General features: G+C 67.5%; 19 protein-coding genes. 11 read left to right on the top strand and 8 right to left on the bottom strand.

Translation table 11 applies throughout. From position 1 onward, the window contains the following. Together HWN72_RS12760 and virB11 are read left to right on the top strand one after the other, a co-directional pair. A partial coding sequence (locus tag HWN72_RS12760; protein ID WP_211150403.1) for a TrbI/VirB10 family protein occupies positions 1 to 749 on the top strand: 749 nt, incomplete at its 5' end. Between the two features lie 6 nt (positions 750 to 755). Then, positions 756 to 1,805: a P-type DNA transfer ATPase VirB11 gene (gene virB11 / locus HWN72_RS12755; RefSeq protein WP_008831080.1), complete on the top strand. Its 1,050-nt coding sequence runs from the start codon at positions 756 to 758 to the stop codon at positions 1,803 to 1,805. Positions 1,806 to 1,949: 144 nt separating this feature from the next. On the opposite strand, the gene HWN72_RS12750 is transcribed toward virB11, so the two are convergent. Together HWN72_RS12750 and HWN72_RS12745 are read right to left on the bottom strand one after the other, a co-directional pair. Further along, a complete protein-coding gene (locus tag HWN72_RS12750; RefSeq protein WP_008831081.1) occupies positions 1,950 to 3,458 on the bottom strand; it encodes an exopolyphosphatase in 1,509 nt (502 codons plus the stop codon). Positions 3,459 to 3,649: 191 nt separating this feature from the next. After that, a complete protein-coding gene (locus HWN72_RS12745; protein WP_008831082.1) occupies positions 3,650 to 5,821 on the bottom strand; it encodes an RNA degradosome polyphosphate kinase in 2,172 nt (723 codons plus the stop codon). A 123-nt stretch (positions 5,822 to 5,944) separates the two neighbouring features. Here HWN72_RS12745 and HWN72_RS12740 point away from each other — a divergent pair, with 123 nt between their 5' ends. From HWN72_RS12740 to HWN72_RS12730, 3 genes are all read left to right on the top strand, one after another. Continuing rightward, positions 5,945 to 9,313: a DUF2126 domain-containing protein gene (locus tag HWN72_RS12740; RefSeq protein ID WP_036526285.1), complete on the top strand. Its 3,369-nt coding sequence runs from the start codon at positions 5,945 to 5,947 to the stop codon at positions 9,311 to 9,313. Positions 9,314 to 9,478: 165 nt separating this feature from the next. After that, positions 9,479 to 11,968 (top strand): circularly permuted type 2 ATP-grasp protein, encoded by a 2,490-nt coding sequence (locus HWN72_RS12735; protein WP_036526283.1) that lies wholly within the window; start codon positions 9,479 to 9,481, stop codon positions 11,966 to 11,968. Then, positions 11,968 to 12,849 carry a transglutaminase family protein gene (locus tag HWN72_RS12730; protein WP_036526280.1) on the top strand — a complete coding sequence of 294 codons (882 nt, stop codon included), beginning with the start codon at positions 11,968 to 11,970 and terminating at the stop codon, positions 12,847 to 12,849. Before HWN72_RS12735 ends, HWN72_RS12730 begins: the two co-directional genes overlap by 1 nt. 227 nt (positions 12,850 to 13,076) lie before the next feature. Here HWN72_RS12730 and HWN72_RS12725 read toward each other — a convergent pair whose 3' ends face one another. The 5 genes from HWN72_RS12725 to ccmA all read right to left on the bottom strand — a co-directional run bounded on the left by HWN72_RS12725 (position 13,077) and on the right by ccmA (position 17,166). Then, positions 13,077 to 13,523, bottom strand: a complete 447-nt coding sequence (locus HWN72_RS12725; protein WP_008831086.1) for a hypothetical protein — start codon at positions 13,521 to 13,523, stop codon at positions 13,077 to 13,079. 433 nt (positions 13,524 to 13,956) lie between these two features. Further along, positions 13,957 to 14,577, bottom strand: coding sequence for a carboxymuconolactone decarboxylase family protein (locus HWN72_RS12720; RefSeq protein WP_008831087.1), 621 nt, complete (start codon positions 14,575 to 14,577; stop codon positions 13,957 to 13,959). A 14-nt stretch (positions 14,578 to 14,591) separates the two neighbouring features. After that, positions 14,592 to 15,719: a sulfotransferase gene (locus tag HWN72_RS12715; protein WP_036526276.1), complete on the bottom strand. Its 1,128-nt coding sequence runs from the start codon at positions 15,717 to 15,719 to the stop codon at positions 14,592 to 14,594. Positions 15,720 to 15,931: 212 nt separating this feature from the next. Further along, positions 15,932 to 16,576 (bottom strand): heme exporter protein CcmB, encoded by a 645-nt coding sequence (locus tag HWN72_RS12710; protein ID WP_008831089.1) that lies wholly within the window; start codon positions 16,574 to 16,576, stop codon positions 15,932 to 15,934. An 8-nt stretch (positions 16,577 to 16,584) separates the two neighbouring features. After that, the gene (ccmA, locus tag HWN72_RS12705; RefSeq protein WP_036526274.1) at positions 16,585 to 17,166 is read right to left on the bottom strand and encodes a heme ABC exporter ATP-binding protein CcmA; all 582 of its coding nucleotides are present in this window, start codon (positions 17,164 to 17,166) and stop codon (positions 16,585 to 16,587) included. Positions 17,167 to 17,213: 47 nt separating this feature from the next. Here ccmA and HWN72_RS12700 point away from each other — a divergent pair, with 47 nt between their 5' ends. After that, entirely contained in the window at positions 17,214 to 17,504 is a 291-nt protein-coding gene (locus HWN72_RS12700) for a 4a-hydroxytetrahydrobiopterin dehydratase (RefSeq protein WP_008831091.1), read from the top strand. 496 nt (positions 17,505 to 18,000) lie between these two features. Further along, entirely contained in the window at positions 18,001 to 18,855 is an 855-nt protein-coding gene (locus HWN72_RS12695) for an OmpA family protein (protein ID WP_008831092.1), read from the top strand. 43 nt (positions 18,856 to 18,898) lie between these two features. Here HWN72_RS12695 and HWN72_RS12690 read toward each other — a convergent pair whose 3' ends face one another. Continuing rightward, a complete protein-coding gene (locus HWN72_RS12690) occupies positions 18,899 to 19,516 on the bottom strand; it encodes a DNA-3-methyladenine glycosylase (RefSeq protein ID WP_008831093.1) in 618 nt (205 codons plus the stop codon). Between the two features lie 108 nt (positions 19,517 to 19,624). On the opposite strand from HWN72_RS12690, the gene HWN72_RS12685 reads away from it, so the two are divergent. The 4 genes from HWN72_RS12685 (at position 19,625) to HWN72_RS12670 (ending at position 22,354) form a co-directional block, all read left to right on the top strand. Continuing rightward, positions 19,625 to 19,942 carry a 2Fe-2S iron-sulfur cluster-binding protein gene (locus tag HWN72_RS12685; protein WP_008831094.1) on the top strand — a complete coding sequence of 106 codons (318 nt, stop codon included), beginning with the start codon at positions 19,625 to 19,627 and terminating at the stop codon, positions 19,940 to 19,942. 179 nt (positions 19,943 to 20,121) lie between these two features. Then, positions 20,122 to 21,147 carry a cysteine synthase A gene (locus HWN72_RS12680; RefSeq protein ID WP_051211523.1) on the top strand — a complete coding sequence of 342 codons (1,026 nt, stop codon included), beginning with the start codon at positions 20,122 to 20,124 and terminating at the stop codon, positions 21,145 to 21,147. A 39-nt stretch (positions 21,148 to 21,186) separates the two neighbouring features. Further along, positions 21,187 to 21,570 carry a hypothetical protein gene (locus tag HWN72_RS12675; RefSeq protein ID WP_008831096.1) on the top strand — a complete coding sequence of 128 codons (384 nt, stop codon included), beginning with the start codon at positions 21,187 to 21,189 and terminating at the stop codon, positions 21,568 to 21,570. Positions 21,571 to 21,625: 55 nt separating this feature from the next. Then, complete coding sequence (locus HWN72_RS12670) at positions 21,626 to 22,354, top strand: DUF4350 domain-containing protein (protein WP_211150402.1); 729 nt, start codon at positions 21,626 to 21,628, stop codon at positions 22,352 to 22,354. The last annotated feature ends 93 nt before the right edge of the window (positions 22,355 to 22,447 follow it).

Below are 22,447 nucleotides of genomic sequence, written 5' to 3'. Positions count from 1 at the left end.
CCGCACCGGTGCTGGCCGCCGCGCCCGGGACCGAGATCGCGCCCCAGGCCAACCGCTTCGCCAGCCCGACCGTCGTGTTCGACGCGGGCACCGGCGCTGCCGTGCCCGTTGCGGGTGTCGCCGGAGAAGTCGCCAAGGCAGGCGGCGGGACGGCCAACGACGACTTCGCTGCGCGCATCGGCGGCCCCGGCTCGACCGCATCGGCCGCACGTTCGTTCGATCCGGCCACCACGGTCACGCAGGGCACGCTGATCCCCGCCGTGCTGGAAACCGCGATCGACACCGACGTCCCCGGCTATGTGCGCGCCATCGTCTCGACCGACGTGCGCAGCTTCGACGGCAAGCGCGTGCTCGTCCCGCGCTCCTCGCGCCTGATCGGCCAGTACAAGAGCGGGCTGACGGCGGGCCAGAAGCGCGCCTATGTGATCTGGAGCCGCCTGATCCGTCCGGACGGCGTCTCGGTGAACCTCGGCTCGCCCGCGATCGCGTTCGGCGGCGAGACCGGCCTGCCGGGCAAGGTCAACACGCACTTCTTCGAACGCTTCGGCTCGGCCATGCTGCTCTCGGTAGTCGGCGGGCTGACGACGCTGGCGTCGAGCGGTTCCAACGTCGTCATCGGCGGCGGCACTTCGGCGGCCTCGGCGGCGGTGCAGAGCGGGTCGAGCATCGGCCCGACCATCCGCGTGCGCCAGGGCGAGCCGATCCGCGTGTTCACCGCCAAGGACCTGGACTTCAGCGCGGTTCAGTGAGCGATCATGGCCGAAGTCCTCACCTTGCAGCCTGCTGCTGCGCATGCGTCCGTGACTGTGGCGCCCATGGCTGACACGCCCATCCATGCGGAGCCGCGCAGCGTCTATCTCGACGCCTACCTCGCGCCGTTGCGCCCGTGGCTCGACAAGGAGACGGTGACCGAAATCCTCGTCAACCGCCCCGGCGAGATCTGGGTGGAAGACGCGGCGCTGTCCGGCATGCAGTGCATCGCGCTGCCGCAGATGGACAACCGCCTGCTGCAGCGTCTCGCGGAGCAGGTCGCGCGGATCAGCCACCAGGGCATCAATCGCGAGCATCCGCTGCTCTCGGCGACGCTTCCGGCTTATGGCGGGCACTCAGGCGCGCGTATCCAGCTGGTCGGGCCGCCCGCCACGCGCGCGAACTGGGCGCTGGCGATCCGTCGGCATCGATTGCTGGAACTGCCGCTCGATGCCTACGATCGCGGCCCGATCCCGCCGCATATCGAGGAACCCGCGCCCGACGCCATGCTGGAGCCGATCGCCTTCCTGCGCGACGCGATCCGGCGGCGTCGGACGATCCTGATCTCGGGCGGCACTTCGACCGGCAAGACCACGTTCCTCAATGCGATGCTGTCCGAAATCCCGGAGCATGAGCGCGTGGTGCTGGTCGAGGATACCGCCGAACTGCGCCTGCCGGGCGCGAACGGCGTCGGCCTCATCGCCGTGAAGGGCGAACTGGGCGAGGCCAAGGTCTCGGCCAACGACCTCCTGCAAGCGGCGCTGCGCCTGCGTCCCGACCGCATCGTGCTGGGCGAACTGCGCGGCACCGAGACGGTCAGCTTCCTGCGCGCCATCAACACGGGCCACCCGGGTTCGTTCTCGACCGTCCACGCGAACACTCCGCGCGGTGCGCTGGAGCAGATCGCGCTGATGTCGATGCAGACCGGTATCGGCCTGACCCGCGCGGAGACGCTGGAATATGCGTCCTCGGTGATCGACATCGTGGTGCAGCTCGACCGCAGCGGCGGCAAGCGCGGCATCTCGGCGATCGCGGAGAGCAAGACGCTGGTGTGATGCGCTTGTTGGGTTTCGTTGATGGGGCTTCGACAAGCTCAGGCTGAGCGGGTTTGAGAGCGGGTCTTTAAATCCCGCTCAGGCTGAGCCTGTTGAGGCCCCACCAACGCGCAACGAGGTTTCCGGATCAAGCCGGGATCAACATCACGCCTCGATCGCGGACCCTTGTGCGTCCTGCACCCGGCATCCCAGTCTTAGCCAGTCGGCCAGCGCTTTCAGGTCCTTGCCGTTGCCCGCGCCGTAGAGCGGCCGCACGGCGTCCTGCACGGTCAGCACCAGCGTGCCCTGCTCCACGGCCAGCGAGGTCGCGGCAAGACCGCCCGCAACGCCGCCGGTCAGGCGTCGGCACAGGCGCACCGCGAGGCCCCAGCCAATCGCGCGGCGCAAGTCCTCGTCGCTGGCCAGCTTGGTGAACTGCGGCGGCACCTCGGTCTCGCCGGAGTTCGCAAAGACGGTCATCGCCATCATGCCGCGCCCGCGCATGTCGAGGCCGATCCAGCGCTTGCGCAGGGCCCAGGTAAGCGCTTCCTCGGTGCGCATGTTCGGTTCGGTGCGCATCGCGGCGAGGGCGAGCAGGCTGGCGGCCTTGCGCAAGTCGGCGTCGGTCCGGGCCTGCGTGCAGGCGGGGGCGGTCCATTCGGCGATGCGCACGGCGTCGTCGGCGCTGACGCGGGCGGTCTGCGCGAAATCGGCGACGCTGGCCAGCATCGGGCTTTCCTGACGGATGCTCTCGGGAAGCTGCATGTGCAGCAGCCCTTCGCGCAGGCCCCAGGACGAGAAGATCAGGCGTGAGGGATGCAGTTGCCCGACCATCTGCGCCATCAGCGCGGCGGCGTCGGGCAGTGTGGCAAGGCGCGAGGCAGAGATGCGCGGATCGGGGTTCTCGAGCTTGCCCTTGGCGAACTGCCGGGCGAGATGCATCGCCTCGGACGGGGCGAGTTCGAAGCCATGCGGATCGTCCACCGGCCAGTCGAGCACGCGCATCGCCTGCAGCGCCAGCGCGCGCCACGAACCGCCGACGATGTAGAGCGGTATCCCGCGGCCGCCGTGGTGACCATTGACGCCCCAGCCCCGCGCGGAAAGGCCGTCGCGCACGGCAGCGGCGAACTTCTGCTGGCCCAGCGCGCGCAGGTCCGGCAGGCGCAAGGTGCCGAAGGGAAGGGTGATCCCGCCCGGAGCGATGCCGCCGGGAACCGCCGCGTCGATCTCCACCAGTTCGAGGCTGCCACCGCCGAGGTCGGCCGCGATGCCGCGCGCGCCCGGGAAGGCGGCGATGACGCCGGTGGCGCTGGCGCGGGCTTCCTCCTCGCCAGAAAGCAGGCGGGGAGAGAGACCGAAGCCGCGCACGGCCTCAAGGAATGCAGGTCCGTTGGAGGCATCGCGCGCGGCGGCGGTGGCGACGCATTCGACGTCGTCCACCCCCTGCAGCCGCAGCAGCGTGGCGAATCGCGCCAGCGCGGCGAGGGCCGTGCGCATCGACTTCTCGCCGATCGCGCCGGTGCGGCCGAGGTCCTTGCCGAGCCGGGCGTTGACCTTCTCGTTGAGCACGACGACCGGCGAACGCGGCGGCCCGTTGTAGACGACGAGGCGTACCGTGTTCGATCCGATGTCGATGATGGCGCGCCGGGCGCTGGACTGGCTGATGCCGATCATTCTGGTCAATACTTACCACAAGGGCCCAAGGTTGCGATGCGCTCTTTAGAGCGGCGCTGACGCAAGGTGAAGTGTGAGGGGTCACATTTGTCCCCTCTCTCGTCATCTTTGCGCGGGAATGTGAACCTGTCGTTCGTCATTGCGAGCGCGGCTTCGCTGTGCTCGCAATGACGAAGGGGCTGGGAATCGTGTCAGATGTTGCCACGCCTCAGCGACAGCTTCGGCACCTTTCGTCCACTGTCGAGTGCTGCGCCGCGTCCGGAAAGCGACGGGTTGGTCATGAAATAGCGGTGGAGATTGAAGGGGTTCTCCACTTCGCCGACGCGGTCGTAGGAACCGTCCGGCGCCAGATCCCAAGACTGTTCGGAGTCCAGCAGGTTCGCCAGCATGACCTGGTCGAGCACCTGGTCGTGCACCGTCTTATTGCGGATCGGCAGCAGCACTTCGACGCGGCGGTCGAGGTTGCGGCTCATGCCGTCGGCCGAGGTGATGAACAGCTTGGCGCGGCGGTTTGGCAGGTAGGCGCCGTTGGCGAAAGCCCAGATGCGCGCGTGTTCGAGGAAGCGGCCGATGATCGACTTGACCGCGATGTTCTCCGACAGGCCCGGCACGCCCGGACGCAGGCAGCAGATGCCGCGCACGACGAGGTCGATGTCCACGCCCGCCCGGCTGGCGGCATAGAGGCGGTCGATCAGGTCGGGGTCGGTCAGCGAGTTCAGCTTGGCCCAGATCGCCGCGGGCTTGCCGGCTTCGGCATTGGCGATCTCGGCGTCGATGCAGTCGTTGAGGGTCGAGCGCAGTGAGATCGGGGAGATCGAGAGCATTTCGAGGCTCTTGGGCTCGACGTAGCCGGTGATGAAGTTGAACAGGCGCACCACGTCGCGTCCCGCCGCCGGTTCGGCGGTGAAGTACGACAGGTCGGTATACACGCGCGCGGTGATCGGGTGGTAGTTGCCGGTGCCGAAGTGGCAGTAGGTCCGGTACGAACCGTTCTCGCGCCGCACCACCGCCGAAACCTTGGCGTGGGTCTTCCAGTCGACGAAGCCGTAGATCACCTGGACGCCCGCGCGTTCGAGCTGGCTGGCCCAGAGCAGGTTCTGCTCCTCGTCGAAGCGGGCTTTCAGTTCGACCACGGCGGTCACCGACTTGCCCTGCTCGGCCGCCTGGATCAGCGCCGAGATGATCGCCGACTGCTTGCCCGCGCGGTAGAGCGTCTGCTTGATCGCCACCACGTCCGGGTCGAGCGCGGCCTGGCGCAGGAAGTCGATGACGACCTCGAAGCTCTCGTAAGGATGCTGGACGACGATGTCCTTCTCGCGGATCGCCGCGAAGATGTCGCCGTCATGTTCCAGGATGCGCTCGGGGTAGCGCGGGGTGTAGGGCTCGAACTTCAGCTCGGGCCGGTCCTCGTCGCAGATCGCCGACAGGCCCGAGAAGCCGATGATGCCGTCGGTCTTCATGATGAGGGCCTTGTCGAGGCCCAGCTGCGTGCGCAGGATTTCCTCGGCGGCCGGGTCGAACTTGCCCTGCAGTTGCAGCACGATGACGAGGCCGCGGCGGCGGCGCTGGATCGCGGTGCGGAAGTAGCGCACGAGGTCCTCGGCGTCTTCCTCGACCTCGAGGTCGCTGTCGCGCAGGATGCGGAACACGCCGTGGCCGTTGAAGCGGAAGCCGGGGAACAGCTCCTCGGTGTTGCGGCAGATCAGGTCCTCGATCGAGATCCAGGATGCCTCGGCGCCCGGAATGCGCACGAAGCGCGGCAGCGGCGAGGGGATCAGCACCATCTCCATCACCGACGCCTCGTCCGCCTCGCGCGTCAGCGAGAACAGTACGCCGATGCCCTGGTTGGCGACGAAGGGGAAGGGGTGCGCCGGGTCGATCGCCTGCGGGGTGATCACCGGCATGACCTGTTCGATGAAGTATTCGCGCAGCCACTTCTCGCGCTCGCGGTCGAGCTTGTCATCCTCGCCGACGACGGTGATGCCTGCTTCGCCGAGCTGGGTCTTGAGGGTGGACCAGGTTTCCTGCTGGATTCGCTCCAGCTCCATCACTTTTTCGTGCGTGACCGCGATCGCCTGCGACGGGGTGAGGCCGTCCATCGAGATTTCCTCGATCTGGCGGCGCACCTGCGCGTGGAAGCCGGCGACGCGCACCATCAGGAACTCGTCGATGTTGTTGCCCGAGATCGACAGGAAGCGCAGCCGCTCCAGCAGCGGATAGTTCGGGTTGCAGGCCTCGGCCAGCACGCGCTCGTTGAAGGCGAGCCAGCTCAGTTCGCGGTTGAAGTAGCGCGAAGGCAGGGTGGCGAGGTCTTCGGTTTCCTCCACGTCCTGCGCGGGTTCGTTGGCGGTCAGCATGTCCATGGTATTCACGAGAAGCCCTTTCGCACGCAAGAATGACACAAGTGCGACGGTGTGGGGAAGGTTTTACGCCCACTGTTGAACAATCGTTGCAGCGCAGCATTGAATCGCGCACACTCCGTTTCGATGATCAAGGCAGCCCTGCACCATCTCACCCGCTACCGCTATTCGCGGCGCATCCGTCTCGGCCCCCAGGTTATCCGGCTTCGCCCGGCGCCGCACAGTCGGACGGAGGTGCCCAACTACTCGCTGAAGATCAGCCCGCCCGACCATTTCCTGAACTGGCAGCAGGACCCGCACGGCAACTGGCTGGCGCGCGTGGTGTTTCCCGATCCGGTCGATCATTTCTCGATCGAGGTCGATTTGCTGGCGGAACTGGCCGTCATCAACCCGTTCGACTTCTTCGTGGAACCGGAGGCGGAGGAATATCCCTTCGCTTATTCGGAAGGCATGAAAGCGGATCTTTCCGCCTATTTCGAGGTCGAGGAGCAAGGCCCGCTGTTCGAGGCGCTGGTGGCCCAGCATGCCGACTACGAAGGCCGCACGGTCGATTTCCTCGTCGACATCAACAGCCGCCTGCAGCAGCGCATCGACTACGTGATCCGCATGGAGCAGGGCGTGATGACGCCCGAGGAGACGCTGAAGGTCGGCATCGGATCGTGCCGCGATTCGGCGTGGCTACTGGTGCAGCTGCTGCGCCGCCTCGGCTTCGCGGCGCGGTTCGTGTCCGGCTATTCGATCCAGCTGGTCGCCGACGTGCTGCCCAAGGAAGGGCCGGTCGGCGTGCTGGAGGACGTCACCGACCTCCACGCCTGGGCCGAGGCCTATGTCCCCGGCGCGGGCTGGATCGCGCTCGACGCGACGTCCGGCATGTTCGCGGGCGAGGGGCATATTCCCTTGTGCGCCGCGCCGCATTACCGCTCCGCCACCCCGATCGAGGGCATGGCCGAGCCCGCCGAAGTCGATTTCGACTTCAAGATGAACGTCAGCCGCATCGCCGAAGCGGTGCGCATCACCAAGCCTTTCACCGACGAGCGCTGGGACGGCCTGCTGGCGCTGGGCGACAAGGTGGACGCGGACCTCACCGCCTGGGGCGTCAACCTGACGATGGGCGGCGAGCCGACCTTCATCGCCGCCACCGACTTCGAGGCGCCGGAGTGGAACAGCGCCGCGGTCGGCCCGACCAAGGCTGCCTATGCAGACAAGCTGATCCGCCTGCTGCGCGCGAAGTTCGCGCCGGGATCGCTGCTCCACCACGGGCAGGGCAAGTGGTATCCCGGAGAGACGCTGCCGCGCTGGGGCTACTCGATCTACTGGCGCAAGGACGGCGTGCCGATCTGGCATGACGACAGCCTGATCGCAGGGGAGAAGCCGCTGGAGAAGGGCGGCGATCCCGATCCGGTGCCCACCATCGACGTGCTCGCCGCCGCCAACCTGCTGGCCGGCGCGGCGCAGGGGCTGGGGCTGGAGCGCGGCTACGTCCAGCCGGTGTTCGAGGATCGCGGCGTCTGGATGCTGCGCGAGGACGAACTGCCGGTGAACACCACGCCGCTCGACCCTGCGATCGAGGACGAGGAACTGGCCCGCCGCTTCCGCCGCACGTATCGGCGAGGGGTGGAGCAGCCGGTCGGCGTCGTACTGCCGGTGCAGCGCTGGAACGCGAAGGATAAGTCCACGCCGCGCTGGAAGAGCGAATACTGGCGCGTGCGCAAGGGCGTGCTGACGGCGGTTCCGGGCGATTCCGCGCTGGGTTATCGCCTGCCGCTGGGCTCGCTGCCCTATGTGGCGCCGGCCGACTTTCCCTACATCCACCCGCGCGACACGGCAGAGCCGCGCCAACCCCTCGCCGATTTCCGTCTCCAGGCGATCGAGCGCGGCAATCAGGGGCGCGAGGTCGGCACGGCGCAGCGTTCCCAGGCGGTGCCCGAGCCGCACAGCTTTACCGGTCCGGCGGTCGATCAGGACATCATCGAGGGCGCCGTGCGCACGGCCGTCACGGTCGAGCCTCGCGGCGATTACCTGGCCGTGTTCATTCCCCCGGTTGAGGCGCTTGAGGACTACCTCGAACTCGTCGCCGCGATCGAGGCGGTGGCCGAGGTGCAGAAGCTGCCGATCCGGATCGAGGGCTATGCGCCGCCGCCGGACCCGCGCCTGATGGTGCTCAAGGTCACCCCCGATCCCGGCGTCATCGAAGTCAACATCCATCCTTCCGCCAGCTGGCGCGAGACGGTGGAGATCACCGAGACGCTCTACGACTGCGCGCGCGAGATCGGGTTGACCGCCGACAAGTTCATGGTCGACGGCCGCTCGATCGGCACCGGCGGCGGCAATCACATCGTGCTGGGCGGGCCGACCTTGCTCGACAGCCCGTTCATCCGCCGCCCGGACCTGCTCAAGAGCTTCGTCACCTACTGGCAGCGGCATCCCTCGCTCAGCTACCTGTTCTCCGGCCTGTTCATCGGCCCGACCAGCCAGGCGCCGCGCATCGACGAGGCTCGGCACGACGCGCTCTACGAACTGGAAATCGCGCTCTCGCAGGTGCCCGGTCCGCACATGCAGCAGCCCGCGCCGTGGGTGGTGGACCGCCTGTTCCGCAACCTTCTGGTGGACGTGACCGGCAACACCCACCGCACCGAGATCTGCATCGACAAGCTGTTCTCGCCCGATGGCCCGACCGGCCGCCTCGGCCTCGTCGAGTTCCGGGGCTTCGAGATGCCGCCCGAGGGCCGCATGTCCTGCGCCCAGCAGCTGCTTCTGCGCGCGCTGACGGCGTGGTTCTGGCGCGAGCCGGTGGAAGGCCCGCTGGTGCGCTGGGGCACGCAGCTGCATGACCGCTTCATGCTCGGCCATTACGTATGGGCCGATTTCCTCGACGTGCTGGATGACCTGCGCCGCGCCGGGTACGACTTCGACCCGTCGTGGTTCGAGGCGCAGCGCATGTTCCGCTTCCCGGTCCACGGCGAGGTCGAGGGCGGCGGCGTCAACCTTCAGATCAGCCACGCGCTCGAACCTTGGAACGTGCTGGGCGAAACCGGCGCGATCGGCGGCACCGTGCGCTACGTGGACAGTTCCACCGAGCGGCTGCAGGTCAAGGCGACGGGGCTTGTCGAAGGCCGTCACGTCATCACCTGCAACGGCCGCCGCGTGCCGCTGACCAAGGTGGCGCACGGCGAAGGCGTGGGCGGCGTGCGCTACAAGGCGTGGTGGCCGTCGGAGAGCATGCATCCGATGCTGCCGCCGCATGCGCCGCTGACCTTCGACATCTACGACTTGTGGAACGGCCGCTCGCTGGGCGGCTGCGTCTATCAGGTCGCGCATCCGGGCGGGCGCAGCTACGACACGGTGCCGGTCAACGACTACGAGGCCGAGGCCCGGCGCAAGGCGCGGTTCCAGGATCACGGCCACTCTCCGGGGCCGCTGCCGGTGCCTGCGGAGGAACTGCCGAGTGAATTTCCCTACACTCTCGACCTCAGGCGGCCCTCGCGGCTAATGTAGGGGCATGTTCGAGGGGTGCAGCGCGCATAGATCATTCGTCGTCCTGGACTTGATCCGGGACCGCTGGCTGTCTTTAGGCAGGTGCCATCGGCAAGGCGCCCCGATGCCAAGCGGGTTGGTCACGGCCAGCGGTCCCGGATCAAGTCCGGGACGACGAGGTTTGCCATGGTGACCCGTCCTGCTTCCGGCCCCGATCTCGCCCCGACCGCGAGCTGGCTTGACGGCTATGCCGCCGAAGCCTCGCGAGGGGACCTGTTCGGCGATGCCAGCCGTCCGGTCGCCGACGTGTGGCGCAAGGTGGCGGCCGGGCTCGCCGCGGCGACCGATGGCGACCCTTCGGCGCTGCAGGACGCCACCGCGCGCCATGCCGCCGACCTCGGCCTCGCCTTCCGTCTGACCGGGGACGAGGACGAGCGTTCCTGGCCGCTCAACGCGATGCCGCTGATCGTCGGCGCGCAGGAGTGGAGCCAGGTCGAACGCGGCCTGATCCAGCGCGCCGAGCTGATGGAGGCGATCGCCACCGACATCTATGGCGAGCAGAAGCTGGTGGCGGACGGCCATCTTCCCGCCGCCGTCGTCGCCGGCAGCCCGTTCTTCGCGCGGCGCATGATCGGGCGCACGCCTCATGAGGGCCGCTTCATCCACGTCTACGCCGCCGACCTCGCACGCGGGCCGCGCGGGCAGTGGCGGGTGCTGCAGGACCGGGTGCGCGTGGCCGGCGGGATCGGCTATGCGCTGGAGAACCGCCTCGCCATGTCGCGCGCGATCGGCAACCTGCTGGCCGATGCCCATGCGCGGCGCCTGTCGGAGTTCTTCTCGGGCATGGTGGAGGGCATGGCCGCCGCCTGTCGCCGGGAGAATCCGCGCATCGCGCTGATGACGCCCGGTCGTTTCAACCAGACTTATGCCGAGCAGGCGCACCTCGCCCGCTACCTCGGCCTGCCGCTGGTCGAGGGGCGCGACCTCACCGTGCTTGACGAAAAGCTCTACGTCGGGACCATTGCCGGGCCCAAGCGCGTGGACGCGGTGTGGCGCTGGATCGATACCACCGCGCTCGATCCGCTGTCGTTCGACGCGAAATCGCAGCTGGGCGTGCCCAACCTGTTCGGGGCGTGGGCGGGCGGCGGCGTCGAGATGGTCAACTGGCCGGGCGTGGAGGTGCTCGAATCCGCCGCCTTCGCGGCCTTCATGCCGCGCCTGTGCCGCACCCTGCTGGGCGAGGCGCCGATCCTGCCCAACGTCGCGACATGGTGGTGCGGACAGGCGGTGGAAAGCTCCACCGTTGCCGCGCGGCTTGAGGAACTGGCGCTGGTTCCCGCATTCGGGCAGCCGGTGGAGGCGCTGGCGAACCGCAATCCGATCGCCGGGGCCGGGCTCGACGGCAAGTCCCGCGTCGCGCTGATCGACGCGCTGTGGCGGCGCCCCATGGACTATTGCGGGCAGGAGATCGTCCACCTCTCCACCACGCCCGCGATCATCGACGGGCAGATCGTGCCGCGCCCCTTCACCGTCCGCGCCTTCGTAGCGCGCACGGCCGACGGCGGCTGGACGGTCATGCCCGGCGGCTTCGCGCGCCTGTCTTCCAGCACCGCGCTGCCGACCTCGCTAATGGGCGACGGCGACTTGTCGGCGGACTTGTGGGTGGTGGACGACAAGCCCGCCGCCGCCCACCTCGGCAGCCGGGTGGCCGGAGAGCCGCCGATCTCGCGAGGGGGCGGCATCCTCGCCAGCCAGGCGGCGGACAACCTGTTCTGGTTCGGCCGCTACAACGAGCGCGCCGAGGCGATGGTGCGGGTGGTGCGCGCGATCCTCGCCAACCCGGCGGACAGCGACGGCAACGTCGATGCCGAAGGCGCCGCGCTGCCGCGCCTCGCCGCGCTCTTGGTCGAAGGCGGAGCGATCGAGGCGGCGACGGCGAAGCTCCCGATCGCGAAGATCTGCGCCCGCGCGCTTACCGAGACGCGGCTGGCCGGCGGCGTCGCCACGCTCATGCGCCGCCGCCAGCAGGTCGGCATGGCCCTGCGCGAGCGGTTCGCCCGCGATTTCTGGCGCATCGTCAGCCGCCCCATGCCCTCGATCAACGTCGAGCGCCCGCAATCGATGCTGTCGAGTGCCCGCTGGCTGACCGAGCATTTCAGCGCTCTCGCGGGCCTGATCTCGGAGAACATGGTGCGCTCGGCCGCGTGGCGCTTTCTCGAGATCGGGCAGCGACTGGAGCGCGCGCAGGCGATCTGCCGCACCGCGCGGCAATTGACGAAGGCGGGCGACGTCACCTCGCTCGGCCTGCTGCTCGACTTGTGCGACAGCCAGATCATCTATCGCAGCCGCTACCTCACCGGGCCGTCGCTCAACCCCGTGCGCGATCTCGTGCTGCTCGACCCCGACAACCCGCGCGCGTTGGTGTTCCAGGTGGCGCAAGTCGTCGCGCACCTTTCGGCGCTGCCGTCCTCGCGCGATGACAATATCCCCGAGCCCCCCTTGCGCGCCGCCCGCGCGCTGCTGGGCGAACTGCAGGCGCTGCTGGCGACCGACATGACGCCCGAGCGGCTGGCGGCGATGGAAGCGCAGTTGCTGGCGCTGTCGGATGCGATCTCGCTGCGCTACTTCCTGCAGCTTGACAACGAGGACGCCGAACGCAGGACCCCGCTGCTCTGATGCGCTATTCCGTAAGCCATATCACCACGCTCAAGTACGCGCAGTCGGTCAGCATGGCGCAGTTCAACGTGCGCCTGAAGCCCGCCCCCTGGAACGGGCAAGTGGTGAGCGACTACAAGCTGACGCTCGATCCCTCGCCTGCGCAAGTGGTGGAGGGGCAAGGCGGCTACCACGTCAACGAGGCGCGCTTCGCGCTGCGCGAGGTGACTTCGCAGGTCCAGATCGAGAGCCGCTTCACGGTGGAAGTCGAGCCGCTGCCGTTCTTCGTCGAGGATGCTGCCGGGCCGGGTCTTGCCGAACTGCGCGAGCGGGCGATGAAGAAGCCCGACCTCTCCGATCTCGCGCCCGCGTCGTACATCTTCGCCTCGCCGATCGCGCAGCCGCAGCACGAAATCGCGCGGTGGGCGGGGTCGCTGCTCAATGAGGCGATGCCGGTGATGGAGGCCGGGCGGGCGCTGATGTCGGCGATCCACGGGGAATTCACCTTCGATGCGGACGCGACCGAGACCGACACGCCGCCGATCGAGGCGTTCAACCGGCGGCACGGCGTCTGCCAGGACTTCAGCCACATCATGATCATCGCCGCGCGCGCGCACGGCATCCCGGCGGCCTACGTCAGCGGCTACTTGCGCACGCTGCCGCCGCCGGGGCAGGAGCGGCTGGTCGGCGCCGACGCCATGCACGCCTGGGTCAACTTGTGGTGCGGCGAGGAACTGGGCTGGGTCGGCTTCGATCCCACCAACGACAAGCTGGCGGACACCGACCACATCTTCCTCGGCATGGGACGCGACTATTCGGACGTGGCGCCGCTCGACGGCCGGTTCCGGGGCGCGGGGACGCAGGCGATGTACGCTTCGGTGGATGTCGCGCCGCTGGATTGAGGTTTGGCCGCAAGGAAGGCCCACCCCCGGCCTCTCCCGCAAGCGGGAGGAGAACAAGGCCCCCTCCCGCTTGCGGGAGGGGCAGCGAGACTTGGCAGCTTGCTGCCTAGTCGCAGCGGGGTGGGCGCGGTCGCGCACCCATTCGCGCAAGAGTGAAGCCGGACCGCGTCAGCGCCTATCTAGCACGGGCCGACTTCACTCTTGCGCGAATGGGTCAGTGGCTGATTTCAGTGGCTGCGGCCGGGATTGGCGACGGGCTCGCCGGGAAAGATCCCCGCGATGGCGAGCGCCGCGCCGATCTTCGACAGCGTTTCGAGCATGTCGCCCACGCTCTCCTCGGTCACCACCAGGTCCAGCGTCTCGCGAGTCGCGGTGGGGCCGCGGTCGCGCAGCGAGGTGATCAGTTCGAGAATCACCGCCTCGTGCTCCGACACATGGCTGCAGCCCATCGGGCAGAACGCCAGCGTATCGAGTGCGTCGCGGTTGAGCAGCACCATGGCGCGGTGGAACGGCTGCAAGCCCCCGATCATGCGCCAGCGCGCGAAAGCCGGGGCGAGAAGCTGCGCCGGGCACCGCTTGTGGCCGATCGCGGTGACCCACGCCCGCATGGACCAGACGAGGAACCGGCAGCCTTCGTCGAGGCTGCTGAGCGGGCGGTCGACGTACTTGTACATGGCGGGTCTCCTTTTAGGGCTTGCACATGCGAATGATTATCATTAGCTAGTGTTGCGCGGCTTGCTCCTCTCGTCAAGCCTGCACCAAGCCCGGAGAAACGCTTGTCATGGGGCGTTTCTCCCATCCTGTGACCTTGGCCGGGGCGGCTCCTTGCCTTGCCCGCCCCGGCCGTTTTTTCTTCAGGGTCACGGAGACGGCGAAAGGCCCGAAAATCGGCCAATTTTCTGCAGATACCGTCATCCCAGCGAAGGCTGGGACCGCTGGCCGCGAACAGGCCATCTGGCGTTCGAACGCCCTGCACGACATTGCGCGCCTAAAGACCGCCAGCGGTCCCAGCCTTCGCTGGGATGACGGTTCGATTATGCTCCGATTGTCCGCTGCTTATCCACAGGGGTTTCAACAGAATCGGCCACAGCGTCGCCCACCGCCGAATCAGCGGTAGTCGAAACCGCCCTTCGGCTGAATCTTGAGCGAATTCTGCTGCAGCGCCGTCATCAGGTACGAGCCGACGAGCAGCGGGAACTCCAGCATCTGCTTCTCGTCCCAGCTTTTCGCCAGCGTCGCCCATGTCGAATCGCTCAGGCAGTGGTCGGCGACCAGTTCCTCCACACCGCGCAGGACCGCCGATTCGTGCTCGGTCCAGCCGGGCGCGGCGGAGCCTTCCAGCACGCGCTCGATTTCCTCGGCCGTGACCCCGAAGGCCTTGCCGATATCGACGTGCTCGCTCCATTCGAAGGGCGCGCGGGCGAGCCAGGCAAGGCGCAGGACCGCCAGTTCACGATCGCGCCCGGGAATCGCGCCCTTCGCCAGCTCGATGCCGAGCACCATCTGGCCCTTGAACATGCCCGGATGGCGCAAGGTGATGAGGCTGACGTCGGGGAAGGGGCGGCTGTCGGGGATGGAGAACGCGGCGCGGATGACCTGCACCTGCTCCATGCCCTCGGGGGTGACGTCCTCCAGCCGCAGCGGCGCGTAGCGTGGGCCATTGGCGACGGTCTGCGCCATGCGCGCGTCGGCGTCGAAGTCGTACTTGCCGGTGATCGGTTCGGGCATTCGGGTTCCTCTTGTCAAGCGGCCCACTGGTCCATGTGGTTCAGGTAATCGGCGAAGCGTGCGCGCACGGCCTGCGGGTCGAGGCCGAAGCGGGCGGGATCGGGCTTGGCCATGCGCTCGGCGGCGGTGTTGCTCTCCCACCATATGGCCATGGCCTGCGCGAAGGCGGGCGAGACCGTCTCGCCCAGCCAGTCGTAAAGGCGGCGCACTTCGCCGAGCGGGGCGGCCTGCATGGCGCGGAAGTGGATGTCGAAGAAGCGATGGTCGTTGCCGGCCTCGCGAAAGGCGATGGCGCGGGTCATCGCCTCCGACCAGCACTGGACGTTGAGTTCGCCGATGTAGGCATGGTCGACATGGTCGGTGAACTTGCCGATGATCTCGGCATAGACGGTTGCGACCGAGAGCATCACGTCGGTCGGATCACGGTGCGTCATCACGAAACGCGCGTCGGGATAGGCAGCGTCGAGCGCATCCAGATAGAGCATGTGCGTCGGCGCCTTGAGGCGCCATGGCCGCGCGGGCTCACCCCACTGCAGGAGCCTCAGGGTACGCTTATGGTACGCGTAGGTGCCGCTGTGTGCCGTCTCCAGCAGCCACTGCGAGTAACTGGGCACCTGGGCGAAGGCCTGGAAGATCTGGCTGCGGAAATCGAGCGCCATGAGGTCCTGGCACTCCATGGCCCCGTCGATTCCGGAAGGCGTGCGGCTGCCGCCCTTGAGCGTCTCGTCTGCGGCGCTGGCTGAGGCGCCCCGGCGCGGGTCCGGTCCATCGACCGTCGAAGGCGGTGGGCAGGGCTGCGAACTCTCCCAGACCCGCAGGTAACGCACCCCCGGATCGCTGGATAGCAGGTAGGACAGCGCCGAGGAACCCGTGCGCGGCAGGCTGACCCCGAACAGGGGGCTGCGAATGTCCTCGTCGTCGATTTCGGGGTGGCGGGCGTACCAATCCTCGATCATCAGGCGCTGGCGCAAGTGCAGCAGGATGCGGTCGCGCAGCGCATGTTCCCCGGCCGAGGTAAGCCGCGCCTCGGTGTTCAGCGCCAGGACCAGCCGTTCGAGGCCCTCGCGAAAACCGTCGTCACCGAAATCGGCGAGCCCGGTCTGGCCTTGCGCGGCGGCCATCAACTCTGTGGCGGTTTCCATGGCGCTCTCCCCTCGGTGGGCCGATGTACTCGGCTCGGGGAGGTACTATGCGCGGGGTCGGAGAGAGCGCCAAACGCTGCGGCGATTTCGCCTCGTCGTCCCGGACTTGATCCGGGACCGCTGGCGGTCTTTAGGCGCAGGCCGTTCGCGCGGCGCGTGAAGAGAGGTGGGCTGTGCCCGGCCAGCGGTCCTGGATCAAGTCCGGGACGACGTCAGCCGCGCGAGGCTCTGACCGCAGCCCCGCCCGCGAACGGCGCGATGGCGATCAGTACGAGGCTGGCGGCGGCAGTGAGGGCAAGGCCGCTCTCGCCGCCGGTGCCGAGGCTTCCCGCGCCGAAGATCAGCACCGGGATGGCCATCGGGATGACCAGAAGGCCCGAAAGCGCCGCGCCTCCGCGCAGGCCGGACGTCAGTGCCGCTACCGTCACGCCGAGCGCCGCAAGGCCGGGAGTTCCCGCCAGCAGGCCGATCTCGACGATGCGCAGGCTATGGCCGTCCAGCCCCAGCAGGGCGGCGGCGGGCAGGGCGGCGAGCATCAACGGCGGCCCGAAACTCAGCCAGTGGGCGAGCACGCGCACCGCGATCACCAGTTCCTCGGAGATGCCGCGCAAGGCCCACTGGTCGAACAAGCCCTGTTCGATGTCGGGTTCGACCAGGCGGTCGAGCGGCAGGATCGCGGCGAGCAGCGCGGCGACCCAGATCACCCCGCCGCCCGTCTTCGCCAGCAGCGGTGCATCCGGCCCGACCGCGAAGGGGTAGAGCATCGACACCGAGAGGAAGAACAGCACCGGCAGCAGCGCCCCGCCACCGCGCCCGCCGAGCAGCAGCCGCGCAAGGTCGCGGCGCAGCAGCGCCATGACCCGGCTCACGCGGCGAACTCCGAGAGGTGGAGCGTGCGCAGGCCCGGCAGGCGGAACGGCTGGTGCGAGGCGATCATCGCGACGCCGCCGCTCGCGCAGTGCTCGGCGGTGATGGCCTCGGCGAGTTCGACGGCGTGCCCGTCGAGGCCGTTGAGCGGTTCGTCCAGCAGCCAGACTTTCGCCCCCTGGCCAAGCAGACGGGCAAAAGCGGCGCGTTTCTTCTGCCCGGTGGAGAGGTAGCGCACCGGCACGTCGAGCAGCGTGGTGAGGCCGAGGCGCTTGAGGTGAGCCTCTTCGCCAGCGCCATCAAGCTGTCGCCAAAAGCCGAGCGCGCGGCCCAGCGGCAGTGCCGGATCGAGGGCGGGGCGCTCGTCGAGCAGGCCGACGGCGCCGTCCACCGCGATCGTTCCCTCGAACGCGGGCGCAAGCCCGGCGAGAATGCGCAGCAGGCTCGACTTGCCGATACCGTTGTGGCCGGCGACCTGCATGGCCTCGCCTTTGCCAAGCGCGAGCGAAAGCCCGGCAAACAGCAACCTGTCGCCCCGACGGCACGCGAGATCGGTTGCGCTGACCACTGCCCCTTGCATGGGCGGGAGCCTTAGGGGAAACGCTGCGGGCTGCCAAGGAGACCGAAATGGCTATTGTTCGCCTCACCGACGCCCAGCGCGATGCCGCGCTCGCCGAATTGCCGCGCTGGAACTTGCGGGCCGACGGCCTCGCCATCGAAGCCGAGCTTAAATTCGGCGATTTCAACGAGGCGTTCGGCTTCATGACCCGCGTGGCGATCTATGCCGACAAGGCCGACCACCATCCGGAGTGGTTCAACGTCTATTCCACCGTGCGTGTCACGCTGACCACGCATGATGCCGATGGCCTCAGCGAAAGGGACGTGGCGATGGCGCGTTTCATCGACAGTATTGCCTGAAGTCGCGGGTGCCATCCGCCTCTCGTATCGGGCGGGTGGTCAGCAGTGCTGTCGATTTTACGGGGCATGTCTCGCGATGCTGCACTATTCGTGAAAATCCAAAAGGTTGCATCATGAAGAAAAAAATATAATGCTCGTGGGGATCGCTACTCGTTGAATCGACCTGCTAACCGGCGAAGCAATGCTGGCCAGATATAGTGATCGATAGTCCCGGAGCATGATCGGATGCTTGCCGGGACACAGTCTGCAACGGTTCGTCGCACGTTGCTCTCCCATTACCGGCCTCGCGCTGCTGTTGCGGCGCGCGTTCATCTGCCCGCAAGGTGAACCTGAACACGCAGAACATCCATGGTGATCAGGTGTCGCTCCGCCGCACATCTTACGAAGCTGAATGGACGGGTTCCGGCAACCCGGGGCGCTTTCAAGCGCTAGGTGGCCGGACGAGAAAAGCTGCGACCCCGCAGGCCCGATTGGTCGTGTTTGAAGGAGTAACGCAATGAGTGTCATTTCAAAGAGCCCCCGGTTCCTCCTGATGGCTGCCCTGCTGGGCGGCGCCGCGTCGGTCAGCGTTTCGGCGCAGGATTCCGATCTCGCGGTACAGGTTACCGATACCAGCCCCGAAATGGTCAAGGGGCCGGAAGTAAAGGGTATCATCTCCGCACGTAGCGGTGACCGCATGCAGGTCACCTCGGACGACGGCACCAAGACGGTCGTGACCATCAACGATGCCACCAAGATCAAGGCCAGCAGCGGCTTCCTGGGTCTGGGTGGCAGCCGCATCGCCGCGACTTCGCTGCTCAACGGCATTCCGGTCGAGGTCGAGACGCTGCAGGGCGGCGGCGGTCTGCTTGCCAGCAAGATCGATCTGAAGGGCAAGGACTTCAAGACCGCCAAGATGATCCACAACGGCACCGACCAGCGCTTCGCCTCGAACGAGGCGGCCACCGAAGGTCTGAAGGCCCGCATGGGTGACATCGACAAGTACAACATCAAGGGCACGACCAACGTGAACTTCGACACCGGCGTGTCCAAGCTGTCGCCGGAAGCGAAGGCGAACCTGTGTCAGGCTGCGACCCAGGCGGAAGGCATGGACAATGCCCTCCTGCTCGTCGTCGGCTACACCGATTCGACCGGTCCGGAGGAAGTGAACCAGGTGCTCAGCGAGAAGCGCGCCAGCGCAGTGGTCAATTATCTGCAGCAGGCCTGCCACTGGAAGCCCTATCGCATGCTGACGCCGACCGGCATGTCGATGGCCGATCCGGTCGCTGACAATTCGACCGAGGAAGGCAAGGCGCAGAACCGCCGCGTGGCCGTGAACATCATGGTCAGCAAGGCCGTCGACGGCATCTGATAAAGTTGGGGTGGGCGTCGCGCCCACCCCTTTCTTTACGGCGTCAAAGCGCCGGATTGTTGTAGCAGTGCCAGGTGAAGATCGCCGCCGCCCCGCGATGCGGGCGCCAGGCTTCGGCGAGTTCCCGCGTCTGTTTTTCGCTCGGCCGCTCCGGCAGGCCCAGCAGTTTCCCCAAGCCCACCTGCACCGCCAGATCGCCCGCCGGCCAGATGTCGGGGCGGCCTTCCGCGAAGAGCAGGTAGATTTCCGCCGACCAGCGGCCGATCCCCTTGATCTGCACGAGATGCGCGATCGCTTCCTCATCGTCGGCGGGAAGACTGTCGAAGTCGAGGCTACCCGCCACCACCAGTTCGCACAGCGAGCGCGCATAGCCCTGTTTCTGGCGCGACAGGCCGCAGCCGCGCAGCGCGTCGAACTCGGCCGCCAGCAGCGCTTCGGGGGCCATCGTCTCGCCCAGCAGCGCCTCCAGCCGGTTCCATACCGAGGCGGCCGCGGCGACGCTCACCTGCTGGCCGACGATCGTGCGCAGCAGCGTCGCATAGCCGGTCGCACGGATGCGCGGTTCGGGGTAGCCCGCAATTGCGATCGCGCGCGCGATCGCGGGTTCCTTCCCGGCGATGGCGTCGAGGCCAAAGCGTAGTTCGTCTGCCGTCAAACCCATGATTTTCGCCACCTTGCAAAACGGGGTTGCAGCCTTTAGCAGCCTGCGGCAAGTCCGCATACAAAGACAATTACGATACAGGGTGTATCACAAGGGGAATCGAGAGCCATGCCGCAGATCATCGTCGTCAATCATGCTGGTGAAGAGAAGTCCGTAGACGCTGCCGAGGGTCGCACCCTGATGGAAGTGATCCGCGACGACGGCTTCGACGAACTGCTGGCGCTGTGCGGCGGCTGCTGCTCGTGCGCGACCTGCCATGTCTTCATCGACCCCGCCTTCGCCGACAAGCTGCCCGCGATGAGCGAAGACGAGAACGACCTGCTCGACAGCTCTGACCACCGCAACGAGACCTCGCGCCTGTCGTGCCAGGTGCCGGTTACCGCCGACCTTGAAGGTCTGCGCGTCACGATCGCTCCCGAAGACTGACGTTTTTCCGCGCTGGCGCACGGACGCGGCACCGGCCCTCACCCCCACCCGGCCTCCCATCAGAATACACTAGTGGGAGGCCGGGTGGGGGTGAGGGCCGGTGCCGCAGCTTTCGACGGATGTCGAAAGCGCACCGAAACAGATTGCACCTCGCGCCTTGGCTTCCTAACTGTCGCGCCATGACCGCGACTTTGGCCACTGCCCCGCAACCCCGTGCTTCCACGCTCGACCTGATCGGCAATACCCCGCTGGTGCTCCTCGAAGGCCCCAGCGAGGCCGCCGGGTGCGAGATCTGGGGCAAGTGCGAATTCGCCAACCCCGGCGCCTCGGTGAAGGACCGCGCGGCCCTCTGGATCGTGCGCGACGCCGAGGAGAAGGGCCTGCTCGAGCCGGGCGGCACGATCGTCGAGGGAACGGCAGGCAACACCGGCATCGGCCTTGCGCTGGTCGCCAACGCGCTCGGCTACAAGACCGTCATCGTCATGCCCGAGACGCAGTCGCGCGAGAAGATGGACACGCTGCGCGCGCTCGGCGCCGAACTTGTGCTGGTCCCCGCCGCGCCGTTCTCCAACCCCGGCCACTTCGTCCACACCTCGCGTCGTTTGGCCGAGGAGACCGAAGGCGCGATCTGGGCCAACCAATTCGACAACATCGCCAACCGCAAGGCGCACATCGAATCGACCGCGCCCGAAATCTGGGAGCAGATGGGCGGCCGGATCGACGGCTTCACGTGCGCGGCGGGCACCGGCGGTACCATCGCGGGCACCGGAATGGGCCTGAAGGCCTTCGACGAGAACATCGTCGTCGCCCTGACCGACCCGCACGGCGCGGCGCTCTACAACTACTACGCCAACGGCGAACTCAAGGCCGAGGGCAACTCCGTCGCCGAGGGTATCGGGCAGGGGCGCATCACCGCCAACCTCGAAGGTGCGCCGATCGACACCCAGTTCCGCATCTCGGACGAGGAGGGCCTCGAATGGGTCCGCCGCCTGCTGAGCGAGGAAGGGCTGTGCTTGGGGCTGTCGTCCGGCATCAACGTGGCGGGCGCGGTGGCGCTCGGCCGCAAGCTGGTCGAGGAAGGTCGCGAGGACCCGCGCGTCGCGACGATCCTGTGCGATACGGGTTTCCGCTACCTCTCTTCACTGTACAACGCCGAGTGGCTGGAGGCGAAGAATCTCCCCGTCTTCCCTTGGCTCGCGAGGTGATGTAAACCTGTCACACACGGCAGGAAATCGTCCGCCCATATGATCGAGTCGCATTCTATTCTGGAACCCTTGCAGACGGCGCAGCACTTCGCGCCGCCCTCCGCCCGCGAACTGAGATCGCAGGCCGTCTATCGGCTGCAGATCGGGCTTTTCGGCCTCTGCGCGATGCTGCTGATCGTCGGTCTCGCCAACGTGATTCGCGACCGTATCCGGCTCACCGATACGGTCGATCCGATCCAGCAGGTGGTCGCGGTCGATGCCAAGCCGACCAAGGCCGCCAGTGATCCGCTCGCGGACATCGGCGTGGTCCCGGCGGCCGATCCCAGCCCTACGCCGACGCCTGCCCAGAATCCGGGCGCCTCGACGTCCCCGACGCCGGGTATGGACATGACCGGCTCACCCTCGGCGCAGACGGCGCCCTGACTCGTCCTTTCGGGGTTTCGTGCTGATGTGGCGGCGTGCAGCATCCCTGTTCGCCGTGGCCCTGCTCACCGCATGCGGGCAGGGCGCTGCGCCTCGGCCGCAGGGCGAGGAGGTGATCGGCCTCTACTCCAGCCTGCCCATCGCGTGGAACGAGAGCGAGGACATCAAGGGTCTTCTTGCCGACGACGGCGCGCCGCACTGGGCGCTGGAGGTCCTGCGTGCGCAAGGCCGCGTGATTCCGCTCGATACGCTGGCCAATGCGCAAGGCGTGCTGCCGCTGCCCGAGAATGGCGTGCTGGTGCTCGCCCAGCCGCGTCCATTGACGGCGCACGAGAACGTCGCGCTCGACGCCTGGGTGCGTGGGGGCGGGCGGGTGCTGCTGGTCGTGGACCCGATGCTCACCGTGCATTCCCGGTTCGGCCCCGGTGATCCCCGGCGGCCGCAGGACATCGCAATGCTCTCCCCGATCCTTGCGCGCTGGGGACTCGAGCTGCAGTTCGACGACACGCAGGAGGCCGGAGAGCGGCTGGAAGGCGGCATTCCCGTCAATCTTGCGGGGCGGTTCCAACCTTTGGGGAAATCCGGGGGTGGCTCGGGGAAAGCCGGGGATGCGGTTGCCGAGTGCCGAATCGAGGCGCGGGGATTGCTCGCCGACTGCGTCTCGGGGAAGGGGCGCATTCTTGCACTGGCAGATGCGGCCGTGCTCGAAAATCCTGATGAATCGGCAGATTTGGCCGCCAGGCAGGCGCTTCTGGCCGATTTTCTGCATCGTCTCGCCAAGTAGCAACCCGCCGGGAATATTGGGGACGAACTCCCTGAAACCGGGGATGGCGCGGGATCAGCGCGGGAAAGATGGAATCTTTCTGATTCTCAACGA

It is taken from the genome of Novosphingobium sp. HR1a, from assembly GCF_015594425.1.
Classification (GTDB): domain Bacteria; phylum Pseudomonadota; class Alphaproteobacteria; order Sphingomonadales; family Sphingomonadaceae; genus Novosphingobium; species Novosphingobium resinovorum_A.
This window is presented reverse-complemented; position numbering and strand designations above follow the sequence as displayed.